Genomic DNA, 17,861 nt, shown 5'->3' on the forward strand with positions numbered 1-17,861 from the left:
AAACGAAACTGATAGCCATGTAGGGGCACCGCAAGCCCGCGCCTGTAAGGGCCTTCTCGGAGTCCATGACAATGCCTGCCTATCGTTCCCGCACCTCGACCCACGGCCGCAACATGGCGGGCGCGCGCGGGCTCTGGCGCGCGACCGGCATGAAGGACGCCGATTTCGGCAAGCCGATCATCGCCGTGGTCAACTCGTTCACCCAGTTCGTGCCCGGTCATGTTCACCTCAAGGATCTTGGCCAGCTGGTCGCGCGCGAGATCGAGGCCACTGGCGGAGTCGCCAAAGAATTCAACACGATCGCCGTCGACGATGGTATCGCGATGGGCCACGACGGCATGCTGTACTCGTTGCCCAGCCGCGACCTGATCGCCGACAGCGTGGAATACATGGTCAACGCGCACTGCGCCGATGCCATGGTCTGCATCTCGAACTGCGACAAGATCACCCCCGGCATGCTCATGGCCGCGATGCGCCTGAACATTCCCGCCGTGTTCGTCTCCGGCGGACCGATGGAAGCCGGCAAGGTCGTCCTCAAGGGCAAGGAGCACGCGCTCGACCTGGTCGACGCCATGGTGGCCGCCGCCGACGAGAGCTACACCGACGAGGAAGTCGCGGCGATCGAGCGTTCGGCCTGCCCGACCTGCGGGTCGTGCTCGGGCATGTTCACCGCCAATTCGATGAATTGCCTGACCGAGGCGCTGGGGCTGTCGCTGCCCGGCAACGGCTCGACCCTGGCCACCCATTCCGACCGTGAGCGCCTGTTCCTGGAGGCCGGGCGGCTGGCCGTCGACTTGTGCCAGCGCTACTACGAGCAGGAGGACGAGAGCGTCCTTCCCCGCGCCATCGCGAGCTTCGAGGCGTTCGAGAACGCGATGAGCCTCGACATCGCTATGGGCGGCTCGACCAACACCGTGCTGCACCTGCTGGCCGCGGCGGCGGAGGCGGGCGTGGACTTCACGATGGCCGACATCGACCGGCTTTCGCGCAAGGTGCCGTGCCTCTCCAAGGTCGCTCCGGCGAAGAGCGACGTCCACATGGAGGACGTGCACCGGGCCGGCGGCATCATGGCCATCCTCGGCCAGCTGGACCGGGCCGGGCTGCTCCACACCGACCTGCCCACGGTCCATGCGCGCACGCTGGGCGATGCGCTCAATCGCTGGGACGTGAGCCGGACCAACGAGGCCTCGGTGCAGGAATTCTACAAGGCGGCGCCGGGGGGCGTGCCGACGCAGACGGCATTCAGCCAATCGCGGCGCTGGCAGGAGCTCGACCTCGATCGCGAGAACGGCGTCATCCGGTCCCAGGAGCATGCGTTCAGCCAGGATGGCGGGCTCGCGGTGCTCTACGGCAACATCGCGCGGGATGGCTGCATCGTGAAGACGGCGGGCGTGGACGAGAGCATCCTGCGGTTCACCGGCACGGCGCGGGTCTACGAGAGCCAAGATGCGGCGGTGGCGGGGATCCTCGGCGGGCAGGTGGGTGCGGGCGACGTGGTGGTCATCCGCTACGAAGGGCCGCGCGGCGGGCCGGGCATGCAGGAGATGCTCTACCCCACCAGCTATTTGAAATCGAAGGGTTTGGGCAAGGCCTGCGCGCTGTTGACCGACGGGCGGTTCTCCGGCGGCACCTCGGGCCTGTCGATCGGGCACGCCTCGCCCGAGGCGGCCGAAGGGGGCGAGATCGGGCTGGTCGAGAACGGCGACACGATCGCCATCGACATTCCGGGACGCACGATCAACCTATTGATTTCCGACGAAGTTCTCAGCCATCGCCGGGCCCAGCAGGAGGCCCGCGGCCCCGACGCCTGGTCGCCGGTGCACCCGCGCAAGCGCAAGGTCTCGGCGGCGCTGCAGGCCTACGCGGCGATGACCACGAGCGCGGCGCGCGGCGCGATCCGCGACGTCACCCAGCTTCGGCGCAAATAGCGCGGCATTAGCGCGCCATCAGCGGCGCTACAGCAGGTTGATGCCGACCTTGCCGAAGAAGGCCCCGCTCTCGAGGTGCCGATAGGCGTCCTGCAGGCGCGCGAGGTCGAAGACGACATCGACCACGGGCCGGATGGCATGCGCGGCCACGAAGGCGGTCATCGCCTCGTGCTGGTCGCGGTTGCCCACGCCGATGGGGGCGATGGCCACCGCGCTGGTCCCCACGCGGGTCCAGCTGAACTCGGATCCGAGCATGCCGATGGCGGAAATCTGCCCCTCGGCACCGAGCAGCCGGGCGTTGTCCTCGAACTGGACCGCGCCCACGGTGTCGATCACGTTGGCGATCGGTCGCGGCCCCAGCGCCGTCTCCAGCGCGCTCGCCCAATCCGGCGTGGCGCGGGTGTCGATGCACAGGTCCGCGCCGAGGGCGGCCGCGCGCGCCAGCTTCGCCGCGGATGAGGAGGTGATCGCCACCTGCGCCCCCATGGCCTTCGCCAGTTGCAGAGCCGCCACCGAAACGCCCCCAGTGCCATGGCAAAGCACCCAGTCGCCGGGGGATGTCGGGCGGAATGCGGTCAGCGCCGACCATGCGGTGAGCCCGGCGCAGGCGAGCGTCGCGCCGTCCAGATCGCCGAGCGAGTCGGGCACCGCGCACAGGCCCTCCACCGGAAACACCGCGTACTGACGCGCGACCCCGTCGATCGGCCCGCCGAGCATCCGGGCGTCAGGAGTCGGTCCGCTCAGCCAGTAGGGTGCGAAGATCGGCACCACCCGATCGCCCACCGCGACGCGCCCGCTGCCTTCGCCCAGCTCCACCACTTCGGCCACGCAGCAGGAGAGCGGCACCACGCGCGGTTCCTTGCCGAGGCCGGGGATCAGGCCCTTGGCGACGATCAGGTCGCGGAAGTTCAGCGTCGCCGCCCGGATCCGCACCAGCGCCTCGCCGGGGGCGGGCTGCGGCACGGCGGCATCCGCGATCGCGATCGTACCGATGCCCTTGCCGCTTTCGATGGTCGCCTGCTTCATCGTCAACCCTTCCTTGGCCGTCCTCGACCCTATCCCCTGGTTCGTGGCCCGCAGCCTAGCACCGCGGCGGTCGTGCGCAGTCGCTTTCCCGCTCGCTCGGGCGATGGGTTTGCCTGCCGCTGCGCAGCGAAGTGACTGGGCCGCCAATCGGCCGCGCCCTGCCTTCCCGCGTCGCGAACCCCGCTGCTAGCCTCGCGGCAACACGGCAGGGGTGGAGTGAAGACGATGCAGGAAGCGCTCTCGATCGTCGCCGGTCCACCGCTCGACGAGGAACCGGGGCAGGGCGCGCGCACCATCGCCGGCTACTTGCGTGAAGTGGTCGCCCGGCATGGCTCCCGCGAAGCCGTGGTGCTGCGCAGCCCCGGCCACCGTCTCTCGTGGAGCTACGACGCGCTGCTCGCCCATTCGCTGGGGGTCGCGCAGGCGCTGGTCGCCTGCGGGATCGGCAAGGGCGAGCGCGTGGGCATCCTCATGACCAACCGGCCCGAGTTCCTCTCCAGCCTCTTCGGCATCGCCCTCGCAGGCGGGGTCCCGGCGGCGCTGAGCACCTTCTCGACCCCCTCCGAGCTCGACCACCTGCTGCGGGCATCGGAGATCTCCGTTCTGCTGTTCGAGCAGCAGGTGACGCGCAAGGACTTCGGCGCGATGCTGGCCGAGCTGGAACCCGCCATCGCGGCCGCGCCCCCGGGCGGGCTGTCGTCCTCACGCTACCCCTACCTTCGCCGCCTGGTGGTGCTGGGCGGGGTGCCCGGAGACCCGGAGCCGGCCGAGCCACGCACCGGCGGCGCGGTGGAGGCCTGGGACCAGTTCCTGTCGCACGGGCGCGCGGTGGCCGAAGACATCGTGCTCGCGCGGGCCGACGCGGTCCATCCGGCCGAGGTCGGCGGCCTGTTCTTCTCCTCGGGCACCACCAGCCTGCCCAAGGGCATCGTCCATGCCCAGCGCGCCTTCGCGATCCAGTGGTGGCGCTGGCCCAGGCTCTTCGCGATGCACGAGCCGGTGCGCAGCTGGACGGGCAACGGGTTCTTCTGGTCGGGCAACGTCTCGATGGTGGTCGGCACCGCCTTCTCCACCGGGGGCGCGGTGATCCTCCAGCGCATGTTCGAGGCGGACGAGGCGCTCGCGCTGATCGAGCAGGAGAAGGTGACGTTCCTCAGCGGCCGCCCGCACCAGTGGGCTCGCCTTTCCGCCTCGCCGCTGTGGGACAAGGCCGACCTCTCCAGCCTGAGGTACGTCACGCGCGGGGAGATCATCTGGCAGCATCCCACGGTCGAAACCGGCTGGGACGTGCCGATGTCCTTCGGCTGCACCGAGACGATGACGATCTGCACCTCGTTCGTGGCGGACGACCCGGAGGGGCGCGCGCAGGGCGCGTTCGGCTCGCCGCTCCCGGGCAATGTCCTAAAGATCGTCGAGCCGATATCCGGCCGGCCGGTCCCGGTCGGGCAAGTGGGGGAGATGTGCATCCGCGGCCCGACGCTGATGGCCGGCTACCTGGGCAAGAGCCCCGAGGAGTGCTTCGACGGCGAGGGATTCTTCTGCACCGGCGACGGCGGGCGGGTCGATGCGGAGGGCCGCTTCCACTGGGAGGGACGTCTTACCGACATGATCAAGACCGGCGGCGCCAACGTCTCCCCGCTGGAGGTCGACGATGTCATCGCCCGGATTCCCGGGGTCAAGCGCAGCCTCACCGTGGGCGTGCCCGACGACCTGCTGGGCGAGATGGTGGTCGCCTGCATCGTGCCGCTCGACGGGGCGCAGGTGCAGGAGAGCGAGGTGGTGGCGCGCTGCCGCCGCGAGATCGCCAGCTTCAAGGTGCCGCGCCGCGTGCTGTTCTTCACCGACGAGGATCTTGCCGGGGCAGGGGGCATCACCGGCAGCGAAAAGGTGAAGTCAAGCCAGCTTCGCGAGCTCGCGGTGCGACGCCTCCAGGGCGATACCGCGGGGGCGGTCTGACTAGCGCTTGCAACCAAGCCCGTCCCTGAACCACAGTTCAGCGAGCGTAACAGCCGCAGCTGTCCGAGAGAGGAATCATGAGCCAGACGCTAGAAAACAGGGCGAGCCCCGATGCCGCCACCCAGCTCGACATCTACCGGCGCATGGTCCGGATCGAGCGCAACGACGAACTCACGCGCCAGCAGATCCGCCGCGGCCGCATCACCGCGCCGTACTATTCGGCGCGCGGGCAGGAGTGCATCCCCTCGGCCATCTCGGTGCTGCTCAACGACGACGACAAGATCTGCACGATCTACCGCGGCATCCACGACATGGTCGCCAAGGACATGCCGCTGCGTCCGCTTTGGGCCGAGATCTGCGGGCGCGTGGACGGCACCTGCAAGGGCAAGGGCGGCCCGATGCACCTCACCCATCCGGAAACGGGCGTGATGGTCACCACCGGCATCGTCGGCTCCTCGATGCCGATCGCCAACGGCTTCGGCTGGGCCGCGCTGCTCGACGGCACCAAGCAGGTGACGGTCGCCTACTTCGGCGACGGCGCCAGCAACATCGGCGCCTTCCACGAGGCGCTGAATCTCGCTTCGGTGTGGAAGCTGCCGGTGATCTTCGTGTGCCAGAACAACGGCTTCGCGGAGCACACCCGGTACGAGAACGGCACCTCGGTGGACTTCATCGCCAAGCGCGCGATCGGCTACGGGATGCCGGGCTACACCGTGGACGGCAACGACCCGCTCGACGTCTACGCCCATGCCCATGCCGCCATCGAGCGCGCCCGCGCGGGCGAGGGGCCGACACTGTTGGAATGCAAGACCTTCCGCTTCATGGGCCATGTCTTCGGCGATAACGACGCCTACATGACCAAGGAAGAGAAAGCCGCGGCGATGGAGGTCGATCCGCTGCCGCGCTTCCGCCAGAAGCTGATCGACGACGGCATCGCCACCGCCGAGCAGCTCGACGAGCTGACCGCGAAGCTCGAGGCGGAGGTCAACGACGCCATCGAGTTCGCGATGGCCTGTGAATTCCCGTCCGACGACGAACTGCGCCGCGACGTCTTTGCCGAGGAGATCGCGGCCAAGGAGATCTACGCATGACCACCGAGACTCTGGAAGCGCCCGTCGTGGAGACGGTGAAGATGAACGGCCTGCAGGCGATCAACGCCGCTTTGGTCGAGGCGATGGAGGCCGATCCCAAGGTTCTCGTGCTGGGCGAGGACGTGGCCGACCGCGAGGGCGGCGGCGTCGTCGGCGTGACGCGCGGCCTGTCGACCAAGTTCGGCGACATGCGGGTGCGCTCCACCCCCATCGCCGAGCAGGCGATCGTCGGCGCCGCCATCGGCGCGGCCATGGCCGGCTACAAGCCGGTAGCCGAGATCATGCTGATGAACTTCACTACCGTCGCGATGGACATGATCGTCAACCACGCGGCCAAGCTGCGCTTCATGTCCGGCGGCCAGAGCCAGGTTCCGCTGGTCATCCGCACGCTGACCGGCGCCGGCAACCAGACGGCGGGCCAGCATGCCGACTTCTACGAGGCGTGGTTCGCCCATACCGCCGGCATCAAGGTGGTGATCCCCTGGACGCCGGCCGACATGAAGGGTCTCTATCTCTCGGCGATCCAGGACCCCGATCCGGTCATCATCATCGAAAGCGGCAAGACGCTGTTCGTGCCGATGGACGTGCCGGTGAACCAGGGCCCGATCCCGCTGGGCAAGGCCAACGTCGTGATGCCGGGCACCGACATCACCATTCTCTCCTACGGGCAGATGATGTTTACGGTGATGCAGGCGGTGGAGGAACTCACCGCGGCCGGCGTCTCGGTCGAGGTGGTGGACCTGCGCACGGTCTCGCCCTGGGACAAGGAGACGGTGCTCGCATCGGCCGAGAAGACCGGTCGCCTGCTCGTCGTCCACGAGGCGGGGCGCAACTTCGGCCCCGGCGCCGAGATCGCGGCCACGGTCCAGGAAGCGCTGTTCGGCAGGCTGAAGGCGCCGGTCGGCCGCCTCGGCGCGCCCTACTGCGCGGTTCCCTTCGCCAAGAAGCTGGAGGATGCCTACCTGGTGCAGCCGCCGGCCATCGTGGCGGAGGCGCAGCGGCTCGTCGCGATGGGGTGAGCCCCGGCCCGCACCGGTAACCACAAGGCCGCTGCCGGCACTGCGCCGGCGGCGGTCTTTTTTTCGTGCGTCCCTCCGAGTCAGGCGAGGATCGCCTGCTCGCGCTTCTCGGGCCGGATGTAGATCGAGGTGATCTTCGGGGACAGCGCCTTCATCCGGCCTTCCAGCTCCTCGATCAGTTGCTCGGCCTCGCCCATCGGCAGCTCGTCGGCGAAGTCGGCGCTGATCGCCACGAAGACGGCGTCGGGCCCGGTGTGGACGGTGCGCACGTGGTTCACGGAGGTGATGCAGGCATTGTCGTCCATCACCGCCCGCAGCTCCGCGATGAGCGCGGGATCGGCGGCTTCCCCGATCAGCAGCCCCTTCGATTCGCGCGCCAGCAGCACCGCGACCGCGGCCAGCACCACGCCGATGGCGATCGAGGCGGCGCCATCGAGGCGTGGATCGTCGAAATGGCCGCTCGCCCAGATGCCCAGCGCGGCGAACGCGAGGCCGACGAGCGCGGCGCTGTCCTCGAACAGCACGATGAAGCCCGGCGGGTCCTTCGACCGGCGGATCGCCTGCCACCACGACTGGCGGCCGCGTCCGGCGTTGAACTCGCGCACGGCGATGGCCCAGGACGCGCCCTCCATCAGGAACGCCACGCCGAGCACGATGTAGCTGAGCGTCGGGTCGGCGATGGGGTGCGGTTCGCGCACGTGGGCTATGCCCTCGTAGATCGAGATCCCGGCGCCCCCCGCGAAGATCAGGATGGCGACCACGAAGGCCCAGAAGTACAGCTCGCGGCCGTAGCCGAACGGGTGCGCCGCGTCGGGGGCGCGGCGGCCCTGCTTCTGCCCGTAGAGCAGCAGCACCTGGTTGCCGCTGTCGACCAGCGAGTGGACGCCCTCGGTCGCCATCGCGGAGGACCCGCCGATCGCCGCCGCCGCGAACTTGGCCACCGCGATGCCGAGGTTCGCCGCCAGCGCGCCATAGAGGACGATGTTCTCGCGGAAATGCCCGGATGCGCCGGGTGCGGGAGGAGACGCCATGCCGGGCTAAACGCGGCATGTACCGATGCGTTGCCGGGCTGGTGTCCCCGCTCGGAACGCCCCGGCGTAACATGGATAGGGGATGCAGGCGCCGCTGGCCCTGGTAGACTGCCGCGGTTCAGGCTGCCGGAGGTGACGCCATGGGGTTCTGGGAAAAGGCGCGGGAGGGCTGGGAGAAGGGCCGCCAGTTCGTCGATGACGTGACGGAGGCCGTCGATTTCAGCGAGGCCGCGGCGGGCGCGAGGACGGCCGGCCAGGACGCCGCGGCGCGGGCCGGCAACGCCGCCCTGGTGCTGACCGCCGAGCAGGCGCTTCAGGTCATGACCATCCGCCATGGCGCCGCCTACCCGCGCAAGAACGCCAGCGAGATGACCCGCGACGAGATCGAGGCGGTGCAGTGGCAGCTCGTCGAATCGTGGAAGGCCTATCGCCGGCTGAGCCTCGTCACCAACGCGGTCCAGTGGGCCTTCAGCAAGATGATCAGCGGCAGCGCCCCGGTGCCGGGCCCCACCGACCTGCTCAACGCGCTGCAGGCGCTGTTCCAGGCGACCGGCGACAATCCCTCGCGCGCCGAGGTGATGGAGTTCTGGCAGAAGTACTGCAAGGGCCAGCTCAGCATCGTCGAGCAGGTGACCAAGGGCCTGACCGAGACCGGCACGACCTACCGCGGCGGCTCGCTCAGCAACCCGAGCAAGCGCAAGGTGCTCGACGACCTGATGAAGGAACCCTAGCCCGACGCCTTCGCCGCCGCGTTGGCCGCCGCCTTCGCCGATGCCGCCAGCGCCTCCCGCCCGGTCCGTTCGTTCCAGTGGTCCGGCGACCCGCAGAGCTGGAGGTTGAGCATGGCGCGCTTCATGAACCGGTGGATGGGGTGCTCCTCGGTCAGGCCGATGCCGCCGTGAAGCTGGATCGCCTCCTCGGTCACGAACTGGAAGGCCTCGGCCGCGAGCGTCTTCGCGGCGGCGATCTGGGTGGACGTGGCCTCCGCGTCGCGCACCCGGCTCCACAGCAGCGCCTCGGCGACGACCAGGCGGGTCTTCATGTCGGCGGCACGGTGCTTGAGCGCCTGGAACATGGCGATCGGCCGGTCGAACTGGCGCCGCATCTTCATGTACTCGACCGTGAGGTCGAGCGCCGCGCCGGCCGCGCCCAGGCAATCGGCCGCGAGCGCCAGGTGCGCCTCGGGCGCCAGCGCGTCGTGCAAGGCTGCGGCGCCGTCCGCGTCGGTCAGCATCAGCGCCGGCTCGGGCGCGTAGCCATCCAGCACGAGGTCGAAGAGGCGCCGCCCGCTGTCCCAGATCGGACGCTCCACGATCGTCACGCCGGGCGCGTCGAGCGGGACGAGCGCGTAGCCCATCGGCAGCCGGACGACCACGGCACTCGCCATGTCCGCGTCGAACACCCCGCCGACAGTGCCGGAGACGGTGCCGCCGGCCGAGCGCTCCAGCCGCGCGGGCAGGAGGTGCAACGGCGCGTATTCGCCGCCGGCGAGGCGTTCGAGCCACTCCGCCCGCTCCGCGATCGCGCCGGCCTGCACCGCCTGCAGTCCCAGCTGCGCCGGGATCAGCGGCGCCGTCGCCAGCACCCGGCCCATCTCGGTGTGGATGGCGGTGGAGGCTTCGCGGCCCAGGCCGAGCCCCCCGTCCTCCTCGGGCAGGCGCACCATCAGCCAGCCCATCTCGGCCACCAGCTTCCAGCTGTCGTCGCGGTCGGGCGAGAGCGCGTCGGCGGGAAAGGCCTTCTGCGCGGCGTCGGTCAGTTCGTTGAGTTCGATCATGTCAGAGGACCCAGCCCTTCGGCTCGCGCGGCATGTCCAGCATGCGCTCGGCGATGATGTTGCGCTGCACTTCCTCGCTGCCGCCGGCGATGGTCCAGGCGTAGGAGTTCATGAAGTCGGCCATCCAGTTACCGGTGTTGAGGTCGCCGAAGGTGATCGGCGCGACGTACTGCTCGTCCATGCCGCCCAGCCGCAGTCCCAGCTTGGCGTAGGCGCGCAGCGCCCGGCTGTAGCTGTTCTTGACGATCGAGGCGTCGCCCATGCGCTCGATGCCGCGGATGCGGTTGTCGAGGAACTGGTCGGCGATGGCGCAGACGGCGTCGACCTGCGTCACCAGCGTCCCGAAGTCGCGCAGCACGCCGCGTTCATCCTCGTGCCCGTGCGCCTGGATCAGCGCGGCGACGCGGGCGAGGGCGCCGCGCATGCGATAGGACAGCTCCATCAGCGTCAGCCCGCGCTCCGAGGCGAGCGTCGCCTGGGCCACGGCCCAGCCCTTGCCTTCCTCGCCCACCCGCTCGGACACCGGGATCTCGACGTTGTCGAGGAAGATCTCGGCGAACTCCTCGTCGCCCTGGATCTGGTGGATCGGGCGGACCGAGACGCCGGGCGTCTTCATGTCCATCAGCAGGTAGGTGATGCCCGCCTGCTTGGGCCCGTCGGAAGACGTGCGCACCAGCAGCAGGCACTTGTCGGCGAACTGCGCCATCGTCGACCAGACCTTCTGGCCGTTGACGACGTAGACGTCGCCTCCGGGGCGGCTGACGCGCTCGGCCTTGGTCTTGATCGCGGCCAGGTCCGATCCGGCGCCCGGCTCGGAGAAGCCCTGGCACCAGGTCTCCCCCTCCAGGATGCGCGGCAGGTACCGGTCGCGCTGCTCGGCGCTCGCGCACTCGTGCAGCGTCGCGAAGGCGTGGTAGGTGGAGACGAACGAGAGAAGCAGGCGCGGCGTGTCCGCCTTGGCCAGTTCCTCGTAGATCACCTTCTGCTCGGCCAGGGTGCGGCCACCGCCGGGGAACGCCGCCGGCCAGTGCGGAATGGCGTAGCCGGCCTTCACCAGCTTCGCGAACCAGTCGCGCTGGGTGGCGACGAAGTCCTCCTGCGTGCGGCTGGCGTCACGCCAGCCCGCGGGAGCCTCGGCGGCAAGGAAGGCGCGCACGTCGCGGCGCAGCGCTTCGAGGTCGGGCGTATCGGTCATGGCGGGTGTCCAAGCACAGCGCGCGAAGTCTCGTCCAGAACCGGCAGTACGCGCGGGCGATATCGGACCGGCCCTCCCTGGCTCAGACCGCCACTGCGATAGTGTCGCCCTCGACCCGGACTTCGTAGGTCTCGATCGGCATGGTCGCGGGCGGATTGAGCGGCTTGCCGGTCTCCAGGTCGAAGCGCGCGCCGTGGACGGGGCAGGAGATCCATCCGGCCCGCACGCGGCCGCATTCCAGCGTCTCGTAGGCGTGGCTGCACAGGTTGCGCACGGCGAAGATGCGGTCCTTGGCGTTGACCAGGATCACGCCGATCCCGTTCACCTCCACCACCTTCTTGCCGCCGGGCGGCACCTCTTCGAGTTTCGCCACGGGGACGAATGCCTTTTCGCTCATTGTGTCGCTTCGACCTTCCGCATCTTTGGTTCTCCCGCGCCCCTGCGGCGCACCCCGTCATGGCGCAAGCGCGCCGCCGACGCCAGAGCAGGGCCAAGCAACTCGCAGTACCCCGGCGGTCATTTCTAGGGCAAGCCGTGGACGCGATAAGCGGCGGAACGGCGGTGAACGCCGGCATGCACGTGCCCTTGGGGAGAGAACCGGTGACAATTGCGGAAAGCTTCGACGTCGTTGTGGTCGGGTCGGGAGCGGCCGGGGCGATGGCGGCATTGCGCAGCGCCGACCTGGGCATGAAAGTGCTGATCGTGGAGAAGGCGCACAAGTTCGGCGGCACGTCGGCGACCTCGGGCGGCGTCATGTGGATTCCCAACCACGGGCTCGACGGCGATGCGGGCGACAGTCGCGAGAGCGCACTCCGATACCTCGACGCGACCATCGGCGTGCCGGTGAACCGGGAGCGGCTGGAAGCCTTCGTCGACGAGGCGCCGCGCATGCTGCACTTCCTCAAGTCCACGGGCGTGCAGGTGCTGGCGGCAGCCTGGCCGGACTATTACCCGGATCGGCCGGGCGCGCGGGCGGACCGCTCGGTGATCGTGCCGACGTTCGACGGGCGCCGGCTGGGCGACGGTCGCTATGCCCTGATGCGCGAGCAGTACAACCGCTTCAAGCTGTTCGGCCGCTACGCCATGGACCTGACCGAGACGTTCGCGCTGATGATGCAGTCGAAGGGCTGGCGCACGGTCGCGGGCAAGATGATCGGGCGCTACTGGCTCGACCGCGGCACGCGCAAGGTCTCGCACCGCGACAAGCGCTTCACGCAAGGCGCGGCGCTGATGGGCGCGACTTACGAGCAGGTGTTCCAGCGCGGCGTCGAGTTGCGGCTGGAGACCAGCCTCGAGCGGTTGCTGAGCGACGAGGGCGGGCAGGTCACCGGGGTCGAGGTCTCCAGCTTCGGGCGCCGCTACACGATCGGGGCGCGGCACGGCGTCGTGCTCGCCGCCGGCGGCTTCGAGTGGAACCAGGAGCTGCGCGACCGCTTCTTCCCCATCCCCGGCCTCACGCGTCACTCCTCGACGCCCGAGGACGGCAACCGCGGCGAGGCGCTGATCGCCGCCGAGCGCGTGGGGGCCAGCACCGAGCATACCGAGCAGGGCTGGTGGATCCCGACGATGACGCTGCCGATGAAGGGGGCCTCCAACTTCCACGAGATCCATCAGGCGGCGTTCGACGTCGGCCGGCCGTGGAGCGTGGTCGTGAACCGCAAGGGGGTGCGCTTCGTCGACGAGGCCTGCGGCTACGACCAGTTCGGGCAGGCGATGGTGCGCGACCAGCTGGAGACCGGGGCCAACATGCCGTGCTGGCTGATCTTCGATGCCAAGTTCCGCCGCAAGTTCAGCGCCGGCGGCCTGATGCCCACGGTGCACACGCCGGAGAAGAAGGTGCCCGCCGACTGGTGGGACCACTACGTCTTCCGGGCCGATTCGATCGAGGACCTGGCCCGCAAGATCCACCTGCCGGTGGAGGCGGTGACGCAGACGGTCGCGAACATGAACGCCTATGCGAAGACGGGGATCGACCCCGAGTTCGGGCGCGGGATGAATCCCTACGACCAGATGTTCGGCGATCCCAGCTCCACGCCCAACCCCAACATCGGCCCCATCGACACCGCGCCTTATTATGCAGTGCCGATCAACAACGGCGATCTCGGCACCAAGGGCGGCTTGCGGTGCGACGCCCGCGCGCGGGTGCTCGACCAGGCGGGCAACCCGATCCCGGGGCTCTATGCCGCGGGCAACAATTCGGGCACGCCTTTCGGAGACACCTACCCGGGCGCGGGCGCGACGATCGGGCCGGGCATGACGTTCGGCTACGTGGCCGCCAACGACATCGCCGAACGTTCGGGCAACCAGCGCGGCATGGAGGCGGGCCGGCCGGGGGAGGTCCGGGCCTATGCTTCGACGCCGGCCTGAGGCCTTGGGGCGGCGTTTTCGGGCGGGGCTTCGACCGGCTCAGCCCGAGCGGGGTGGTTGGCATGAAGCCCGGCTTTCCAGGTTCTGCGTCTCCCCCCGCTCAGGCTGAGCTTGCCGAAGCCCGCGCTGAGCGGGGCGAAGCCACCCACACCCACCGACCCCGGAACCGTCCGGAACCAGAAGAGAGAGAAAGAGGATGCAAGGCAAAGTAGCGATCGTCACCGGCGCGGCGGGCGGCATCGGCGAGGCGGTCGTGCGCGCGCTGGGGGCGAAGGGCGCAAAGGTGCTGGGCACCGGGCGCAACGCGGACAAGCTGGCGGCGCTGAAGGACAGGCTGACGGGCTCGGTCGCGTTCGAGTTCGTGGCGGTCGATGCCACGGCCCAGGACGCGCCTGCGCGCATCGTCTCGGGCGCGGTGGAGCGGTTCGGCCGGCTCGACGTGCTGGTGAACAACGCCGGCTCCTTCAACTTCGGTCCGGTCGACCAGACCACGGACGCGATGCTGGACGAGGTGCTGGACATCTCGCTGCGCGCGCCCTTCCGCCTGTGCCGCGAGGCGCTGGGGCACATGGGCGAGGGCGCCTCGATCCTATTCATCGGCTCGACCTGGGGCCTCTACGGCACGCCTGGCGGAGGCGCCTACTCGACGGTGAAGGCCGGGCAGATCGGCCTCATGCAGACGCTCGCCGCCGAATACGGGCCGCGCGGCGTGCGCGCGAACTACGTGGCACCCACCGTGGTGCGCACCGAGATGACCGATGCCTTCTGGGACCTCGACTTCTTCCGCCGCACCAACCACGAACTGACACCGCTGCAGCGGGACTGCACCGCGGCCGACATCGGCAACATGGTCGCCTTCCTCGCCTCGGACGAGGCCGGCTTCGTCAACGGGCAGACGATCGCGGTGGACGGCGGCATCTCGACCACCCGCTATCTTGCGCCGGCGGCAGTGGGGGCCGTGCGGCAGTGAGGTCAGTTCGCGAATGTATAGACCTCGGGAGCCCGCATCGGCAGGAGTAATCCTTGTTCAACGCTGGTCGGCACTTGCTGCCCGCCGGTCGCGCCATTGTATAGCCAGCGGACAAAGTACAGTGATCCCGGCGTTTCCACCGCGCGTCGTTCCAGAGTACGGAACCCCGTGGGCAAGTCCTTGCGGCCACTGCGATTGACCTTGCTATTCTGCGGGACGATATTGATGTCCGCTCCCCCACCCAAAGTGTGGGCGATGGTGTGGCCTCGGTCGAACAATAAGGAGTTGTGCAAAGGATGCCCGGCTAGCCGGTCGTCGGGCTCACCCTTGCGCGTGACAGCATTTTTGCCTTGGCTGATTACGTATGCGGCTACGAGCCGCTCGGCAGCAATGTCGAAGAGATAGCGGATGCCTCGCCGGTCGAGCATGTCAAACTCATCCAGACGGACCCAGACCAGTTTGGAAGGGACCTGCTGGCCCGTTGCTGTTTTCGGGTCCCACGATCCCACAACCATCTCCGGATATGGACTTGTCCAAATGCTCTCGAGGCGGCGGACAACCCGTCCCCAGCGATCGCTTCCGGGCGACATGGCCATTAGAGATTTGGTGAGGATCTGGTACGGAATAAGCGTCACGATCGGTTTCCTTCTCCGCTGAGATTGCAAGGTCCGCTCGGGCGGAACCGTGGTTCTGGGCGACCATCGTTGACTGCTGCGGAGCATACCTTCGTCCGGGCGGTAAACAAGCGGCGTCCCTTGCCGGTGCAGCCGACTTGGCACACAGGCAGGACGTGACGACTGGGAGAGCAGCGCGCCGATGCAATTCGACTGGACACCCGAACAGGACGCCTTCCGGCACAAGCTGCGCGACTTCCTGGCCGCCAACCTGCCGGAGGACTGGGAGCGCTTCTCCGAGCATGGCCCCGCCTCTCCCGCGCTGACGGCGTTCGCCCGCGAGTTCTGCGTGAAGCTGGCGGATGCCGGGCTCCTGTTCCCCCACTGGCCGGTCGCGATGGGGGGCGAGGGGCTGGGCCCGTGGGAGCAGCAGATCCTCTCCGAGGAGATGTGGATCGCTGGCGAGCCGCGCGGCGGCCAGTACATGAACGTCAACTGGATCGGCCCGACGCTGGAGCGCTACGGCACCCCGGAACAGAAGGCCCGCTACCTGGAGCCGATCACGCGCGGGGAGTCGCTGTGGTGCCAGGGCTTCTCCGAGCCGGATGCGGGATCGGACCTCGCGGCGCTGCGCACCCGCGCGGTGCTGACCGACGGCCGCTACGTCATCAACGGGCAGAAGATCTGGACCAGCTACGCCGGCCTTGCCGACACCTGCTTCCTGCTGACCCGCACCAGCGACGACCGCAAGAAGGGCATAACCATCATCCTGGTGCCCATGGACACGCCCGGGATCACGGTACGCCAGATCCCCTCCCTCATCGGCGAGGGCGACATCCACGAGGTCTTCTTCGACGACGTGACGGTGCCCGAGGGCGCCCGCTTCGGCGATGAGGGGCAGGCGTGGGAGATCGTCGCCTACTCGCTGCGCAACGAGCGGCTCGGCATCCCGCGCTTCACGCTCGCCCGCGCGGCGCTCGACCGCGCGGTGCAGATGCTGCAGGCGCAGGGTCGCTTCGCCCGCGAGCACGTGCGGATCGAGGCGGCGCGCTGCGCGGCGCTGTGCGAGGCGGCGGGGACGGCGAACTATGCCGTCGTCCAGAAGCGCGTGGACGGCCTCGCCATCGGCGCCGAGTCGAGTTCCGCCCGCTACGCCACGGTCATGGCCGAGCGGGCGGTCTGCGAGTTCGTCGTCGAGTTCCTCCCCGAAGCGCTCGCCGGGGCGTCCCCGTACCTCAAGATGCACCACCAGCGCGGGATCGTCGCGGGCGTCGCCGCCGGATCGGCCGAGATCCAGCTCAACATCATCGCCAGCGACGTGCTGGAACTGCCCCGGGAGCCGCGCTGATGCAGCTTGCCCTCAACGAGGACCAGACCCAGGTCCTCGACTTCGTCGACAGCCTCGCCCGGCCCTATGCCGGCGTGCCGATGCACGACGTGTCGCTCGCGCTGGAGAGCCCGGACCTGGACGCGGCGCTGGTCGAGAACGGCTTCCTCGACGTCATGGCGGTCGAGGAGCTCGGCCCGGTTACGGCCGCGCTGGTGGTCGAGAAGCTGGCGCGGCTGCCCTTCGCCGTGGAGGCTGCCGCCTCCGCGCTGGTGCGGCCGCTGATCGATCCGGAGCTGGCGCGCCCGCTCTGCCTCGTCGAGGAGGGGCGGACCGGCAATCCGGTGCGCTTCCTCAGGCCCGGCGCCACCGTGGTCGTGGTCGGTCCCTCCGGGGTGCGCAGCTTCACCGCGCAAGGGGGCATGATCGCGCCGGCGCAGGCGGACACGCTCTATGCCTATCCGGTGGCGTTCCTGAACCGGCTGCCGGACGCGATGACGCAGCACGACGTCGATCCCGCCGAGATCCTGCGGGCCTGGCGCGTCGCCGTCGCGGCCGAGGCGGCCGGTCTTCTCGACGCCGCGCTGGCCGCCACGGTGATCTACGTGTCCGAACGCAAGCAGTTTGGCCGCCCGCTGGCGACCTTCCAGGGCATGCGCCACCGCCTGGCAGAGGACCAGGTGGCGACCAACAGCGTCCGCTGGCTGGCTTTGCGCGCGGCCGGCACCGGCGATCCCGGCGATGCCGCGATGGCCCTGCTGCATGCGCAGGACACCGCCCGGCGCGTCTGCTACGACTATCACCAGTTCCTCGGCGGCATGGGCATGACGCTGGAGCATCCGCTGCACCTGTGGACCTACCGTCTCAAGCTGCTCACCGCCGAGCTGGGCGGGCGCGGCGAGCAGGGGCTTGCGGCCGCCGAGGCGCTCTGGGGCTAGGTCGTGAACTGATAAATCTGCGATGACAGTGGATGGTGGTTGCCCGCGTGCTATGCATGGCAATGCGTTCAGTAGCCTCGCTTCTTTTGCTCTGCTTCCTGCCCGGATGTGTGACGGCGGAGCATGCGCCTGTTTTGGAGTTTGGGTGCAGTGACGTGGCCGTGGTTGGGCGGATAAAAACGCTAGGACGGGCGGCCGTTCAAGGCTCCGACGCGCTCCCCGACTGGCAAATCGCATATCGACTTCAGGTTCAGATCAAGCGCGTGGTTCTCGGTGGCGAACGCAGGCGAGTAGTTCCGGCTACAGCCATAGCACACGCTCAAATTCGCGATGACCGGGATTTTCTGATAGTCCTTACGCCAGATGGGAAAGGCGGCTACTCCCTGGCGACGGCCTCTCTGTGGCAATATCGGCCGAAGCTCAGCGCGTCGTGCTTGTAGAGCGTTCCGTTCACTGGCGGCTTCCAAAATACGTCGTGTTCTGATTCAGGCTCACAATGAGCCGATATGATCTTGCCGAGAACTTCCTCGCAATGGTCCAACTCGGTTTAATGCGGCTTTGGCTTCGCGCTTATGAGTCTACGGCCTAGGGTTGGTACTCAATAAGCTTGCGTGTTGTGGTT

Annotated in this window: 15 protein-coding genes and 1 pseudogene; 10 read left to right on the top strand and 6 right to left on the bottom strand. The window is 68.8% G+C overall.

The features are described 5' to 3' along the window. Positions 1–71 precede the first annotated feature (71 nt). Complete coding sequence (ilvD, locus tag ACFFJC_RS11980; protein ID WP_379487738.1) at positions 72–1,928, top strand: dihydroxy-acid dehydratase; 1,857 nt, start codon at positions 72–74, stop codon at positions 1,926–1,928. Positions 1,929–1,955: 27 nt separating this feature from the next. Here ilvD and ACFFJC_RS11985 read toward each other — a convergent pair whose 3' ends face one another. After that, positions 1,956–2,954 carry a zinc-dependent alcohol dehydrogenase family protein gene (locus tag ACFFJC_RS11985; RefSeq protein ID WP_379487739.1) on the bottom strand — a complete coding sequence of 333 codons (999 nt, stop codon included), beginning with the start codon at positions 2,952–2,954 and terminating at the stop codon, positions 1,956–1,958. A 225-nt stretch (positions 2,955–3,179) separates the two neighbouring features. On the opposite strand from ACFFJC_RS11985, the gene ACFFJC_RS11990 reads away from it, so the two are divergent. From ACFFJC_RS11990 to ACFFJC_RS12000, 3 genes are all read left to right on the top strand, one after another. After that, a complete protein-coding gene (locus tag ACFFJC_RS11990; RefSeq protein WP_379487740.1) occupies positions 3,180–4,910 on the top strand; it encodes a class I adenylate-forming enzyme family protein in 1,731 nt (576 codons plus the stop codon). Between the two features lie 77 nt (positions 4,911–4,987). Beyond that, the gene (locus ACFFJC_RS11995) at positions 4,988–6,001 is read left to right on the top strand and encodes a thiamine pyrophosphate-dependent dehydrogenase E1 component subunit alpha (RefSeq protein ID WP_379487741.1); all 1,014 of its coding nucleotides are present in this window, start codon (positions 4,988–4,990) and stop codon (positions 5,999–6,001) included. Further along, positions 5,998–7,020: an alpha-ketoacid dehydrogenase subunit beta gene (locus ACFFJC_RS12000; RefSeq protein ID WP_379487742.1), complete on the top strand. Its 1,023-nt coding sequence runs from the start codon at positions 5,998–6,000 to the stop codon at positions 7,018–7,020. Before ACFFJC_RS11995 ends, ACFFJC_RS12000 begins: the two co-directional genes overlap by 4 nt. Before the next feature lie 80 nt (positions 7,021–7,100). Here the strand turns inward: ACFFJC_RS12000 and ACFFJC_RS12005 are convergent, their stop codons facing one another. Beyond that, positions 7,101–8,051: a cation diffusion facilitator family transporter gene (locus tag ACFFJC_RS12005; RefSeq protein ID WP_379487743.1), complete on the bottom strand. Its 951-nt coding sequence runs from the start codon at positions 8,049–8,051 to the stop codon at positions 7,101–7,103. A gap of 140 nt (positions 8,052–8,191) precedes the next feature. On the opposite strand from ACFFJC_RS12005, the gene ACFFJC_RS12010 reads away from it, so the two are divergent. Then, entirely contained in the window at positions 8,192–8,782 is a 591-nt protein-coding gene (locus tag ACFFJC_RS12010) for a hypothetical protein (RefSeq protein ID WP_379487744.1), read from the top strand. On the opposite strand, the gene ACFFJC_RS12015 is transcribed toward ACFFJC_RS12010, so the two are convergent. The 3 genes from ACFFJC_RS12015 to ACFFJC_RS12025 all read right to left on the bottom strand — a co-directional run bounded on the left by ACFFJC_RS12015 (position 8,779) and on the right by ACFFJC_RS12025 (position 11,420). After that, positions 8,779–9,828, bottom strand: coding sequence for an acyl-CoA dehydrogenase family protein (locus ACFFJC_RS12015; RefSeq protein WP_379487745.1), 1,050 nt, complete (start codon positions 9,826–9,828; stop codon positions 8,779–8,781). The two genes, ACFFJC_RS12010 and ACFFJC_RS12015, sit on opposite strands and share 4 nt — an antisense overlap. 1 nt (position 9,829) lies before the next feature. Next, complete coding sequence (locus tag ACFFJC_RS12020) at positions 9,830–11,023, bottom strand: acyl-CoA dehydrogenase family protein (protein WP_379487746.1); 1,194 nt, start codon at positions 11,021–11,023, stop codon at positions 9,830–9,832. 82 nt (positions 11,024–11,105) lie between these two features. Then, positions 11,106–11,420, bottom strand: coding sequence for a Rieske (2Fe-2S) protein (locus tag ACFFJC_RS12025; RefSeq protein WP_379487747.1), 315 nt, complete (start codon positions 11,418–11,420; stop codon positions 11,106–11,108). 203 nt (positions 11,421–11,623) lie between these two features. Here ACFFJC_RS12025 and ACFFJC_RS12030 point away from each other — a divergent pair, with 203 nt between their 5' ends. Both ACFFJC_RS12030 and ACFFJC_RS12035 read left to right on the top strand, forming a co-directional pair. Beyond that, the gene (locus tag ACFFJC_RS12030) at positions 11,624–13,390 is read left to right on the top strand and encodes an FAD-dependent oxidoreductase (RefSeq protein WP_379487748.1); all 1,767 of its coding nucleotides are present in this window, start codon (positions 11,624–11,626) and stop codon (positions 13,388–13,390) included. Between the two features lie 196 nt (positions 13,391–13,586). Further along, positions 13,587–14,360, top strand: coding sequence for an SDR family NAD(P)-dependent oxidoreductase (locus ACFFJC_RS12035; RefSeq protein WP_379487749.1), 774 nt, complete (start codon positions 13,587–13,589; stop codon positions 14,358–14,360). A gap of 2 nt (positions 14,361–14,362) precedes the next feature. On the opposite strand, the gene ACFFJC_RS12040 is transcribed toward ACFFJC_RS12035, so the two are convergent. Beyond that, entirely contained in the window at positions 14,363–14,995 is a 633-nt protein-coding gene (locus ACFFJC_RS12040; RefSeq protein ID WP_379487750.1) for a DNA/RNA non-specific endonuclease, read from the bottom strand. 181 nt (positions 14,996–15,176) lie between these two features. Here ACFFJC_RS12040 and ACFFJC_RS12045 point away from each other — a divergent pair, with 181 nt between their 5' ends. The 3 genes and pseudogenes from ACFFJC_RS12045 to ACFFJC_RS12055 form a co-directional block, all read left to right on the top strand. Continuing rightward, positions 15,177–16,322: an acyl-CoA dehydrogenase family protein gene (locus ACFFJC_RS12045; protein WP_379487751.1), complete on the top strand. Its 1,146-nt coding sequence runs from the start codon at positions 15,177–15,179 to the stop codon at positions 16,320–16,322. After that, positions 16,322–17,239 carry an acyl-CoA dehydrogenase family protein gene (locus ACFFJC_RS12050; RefSeq protein ID WP_379487752.1) on the top strand — a complete coding sequence of 306 codons (918 nt, stop codon included), beginning with the start codon at positions 16,322–16,324 and terminating at the stop codon, positions 17,237–17,239. Before ACFFJC_RS12045 ends, ACFFJC_RS12050 begins: the two co-directional genes overlap by 1 nt. 484 nt (positions 17,240–17,723) lie before the next feature. Further along, positions 17,724–17,828: pseudogene (locus tag ACFFJC_RS12055) on the top strand (IS5/IS1182 family transposase); the annotation flags it as partial. Positions 17,829–17,861: the final 33 nt, after the last annotated feature.

This window comes from Novosphingobium soli, from assembly GCF_042432915.1.
GTDB lineage: Bacteria > Pseudomonadota > Alphaproteobacteria > Sphingomonadales > Sphingomonadaceae > Novosphingobium > Novosphingobium soli.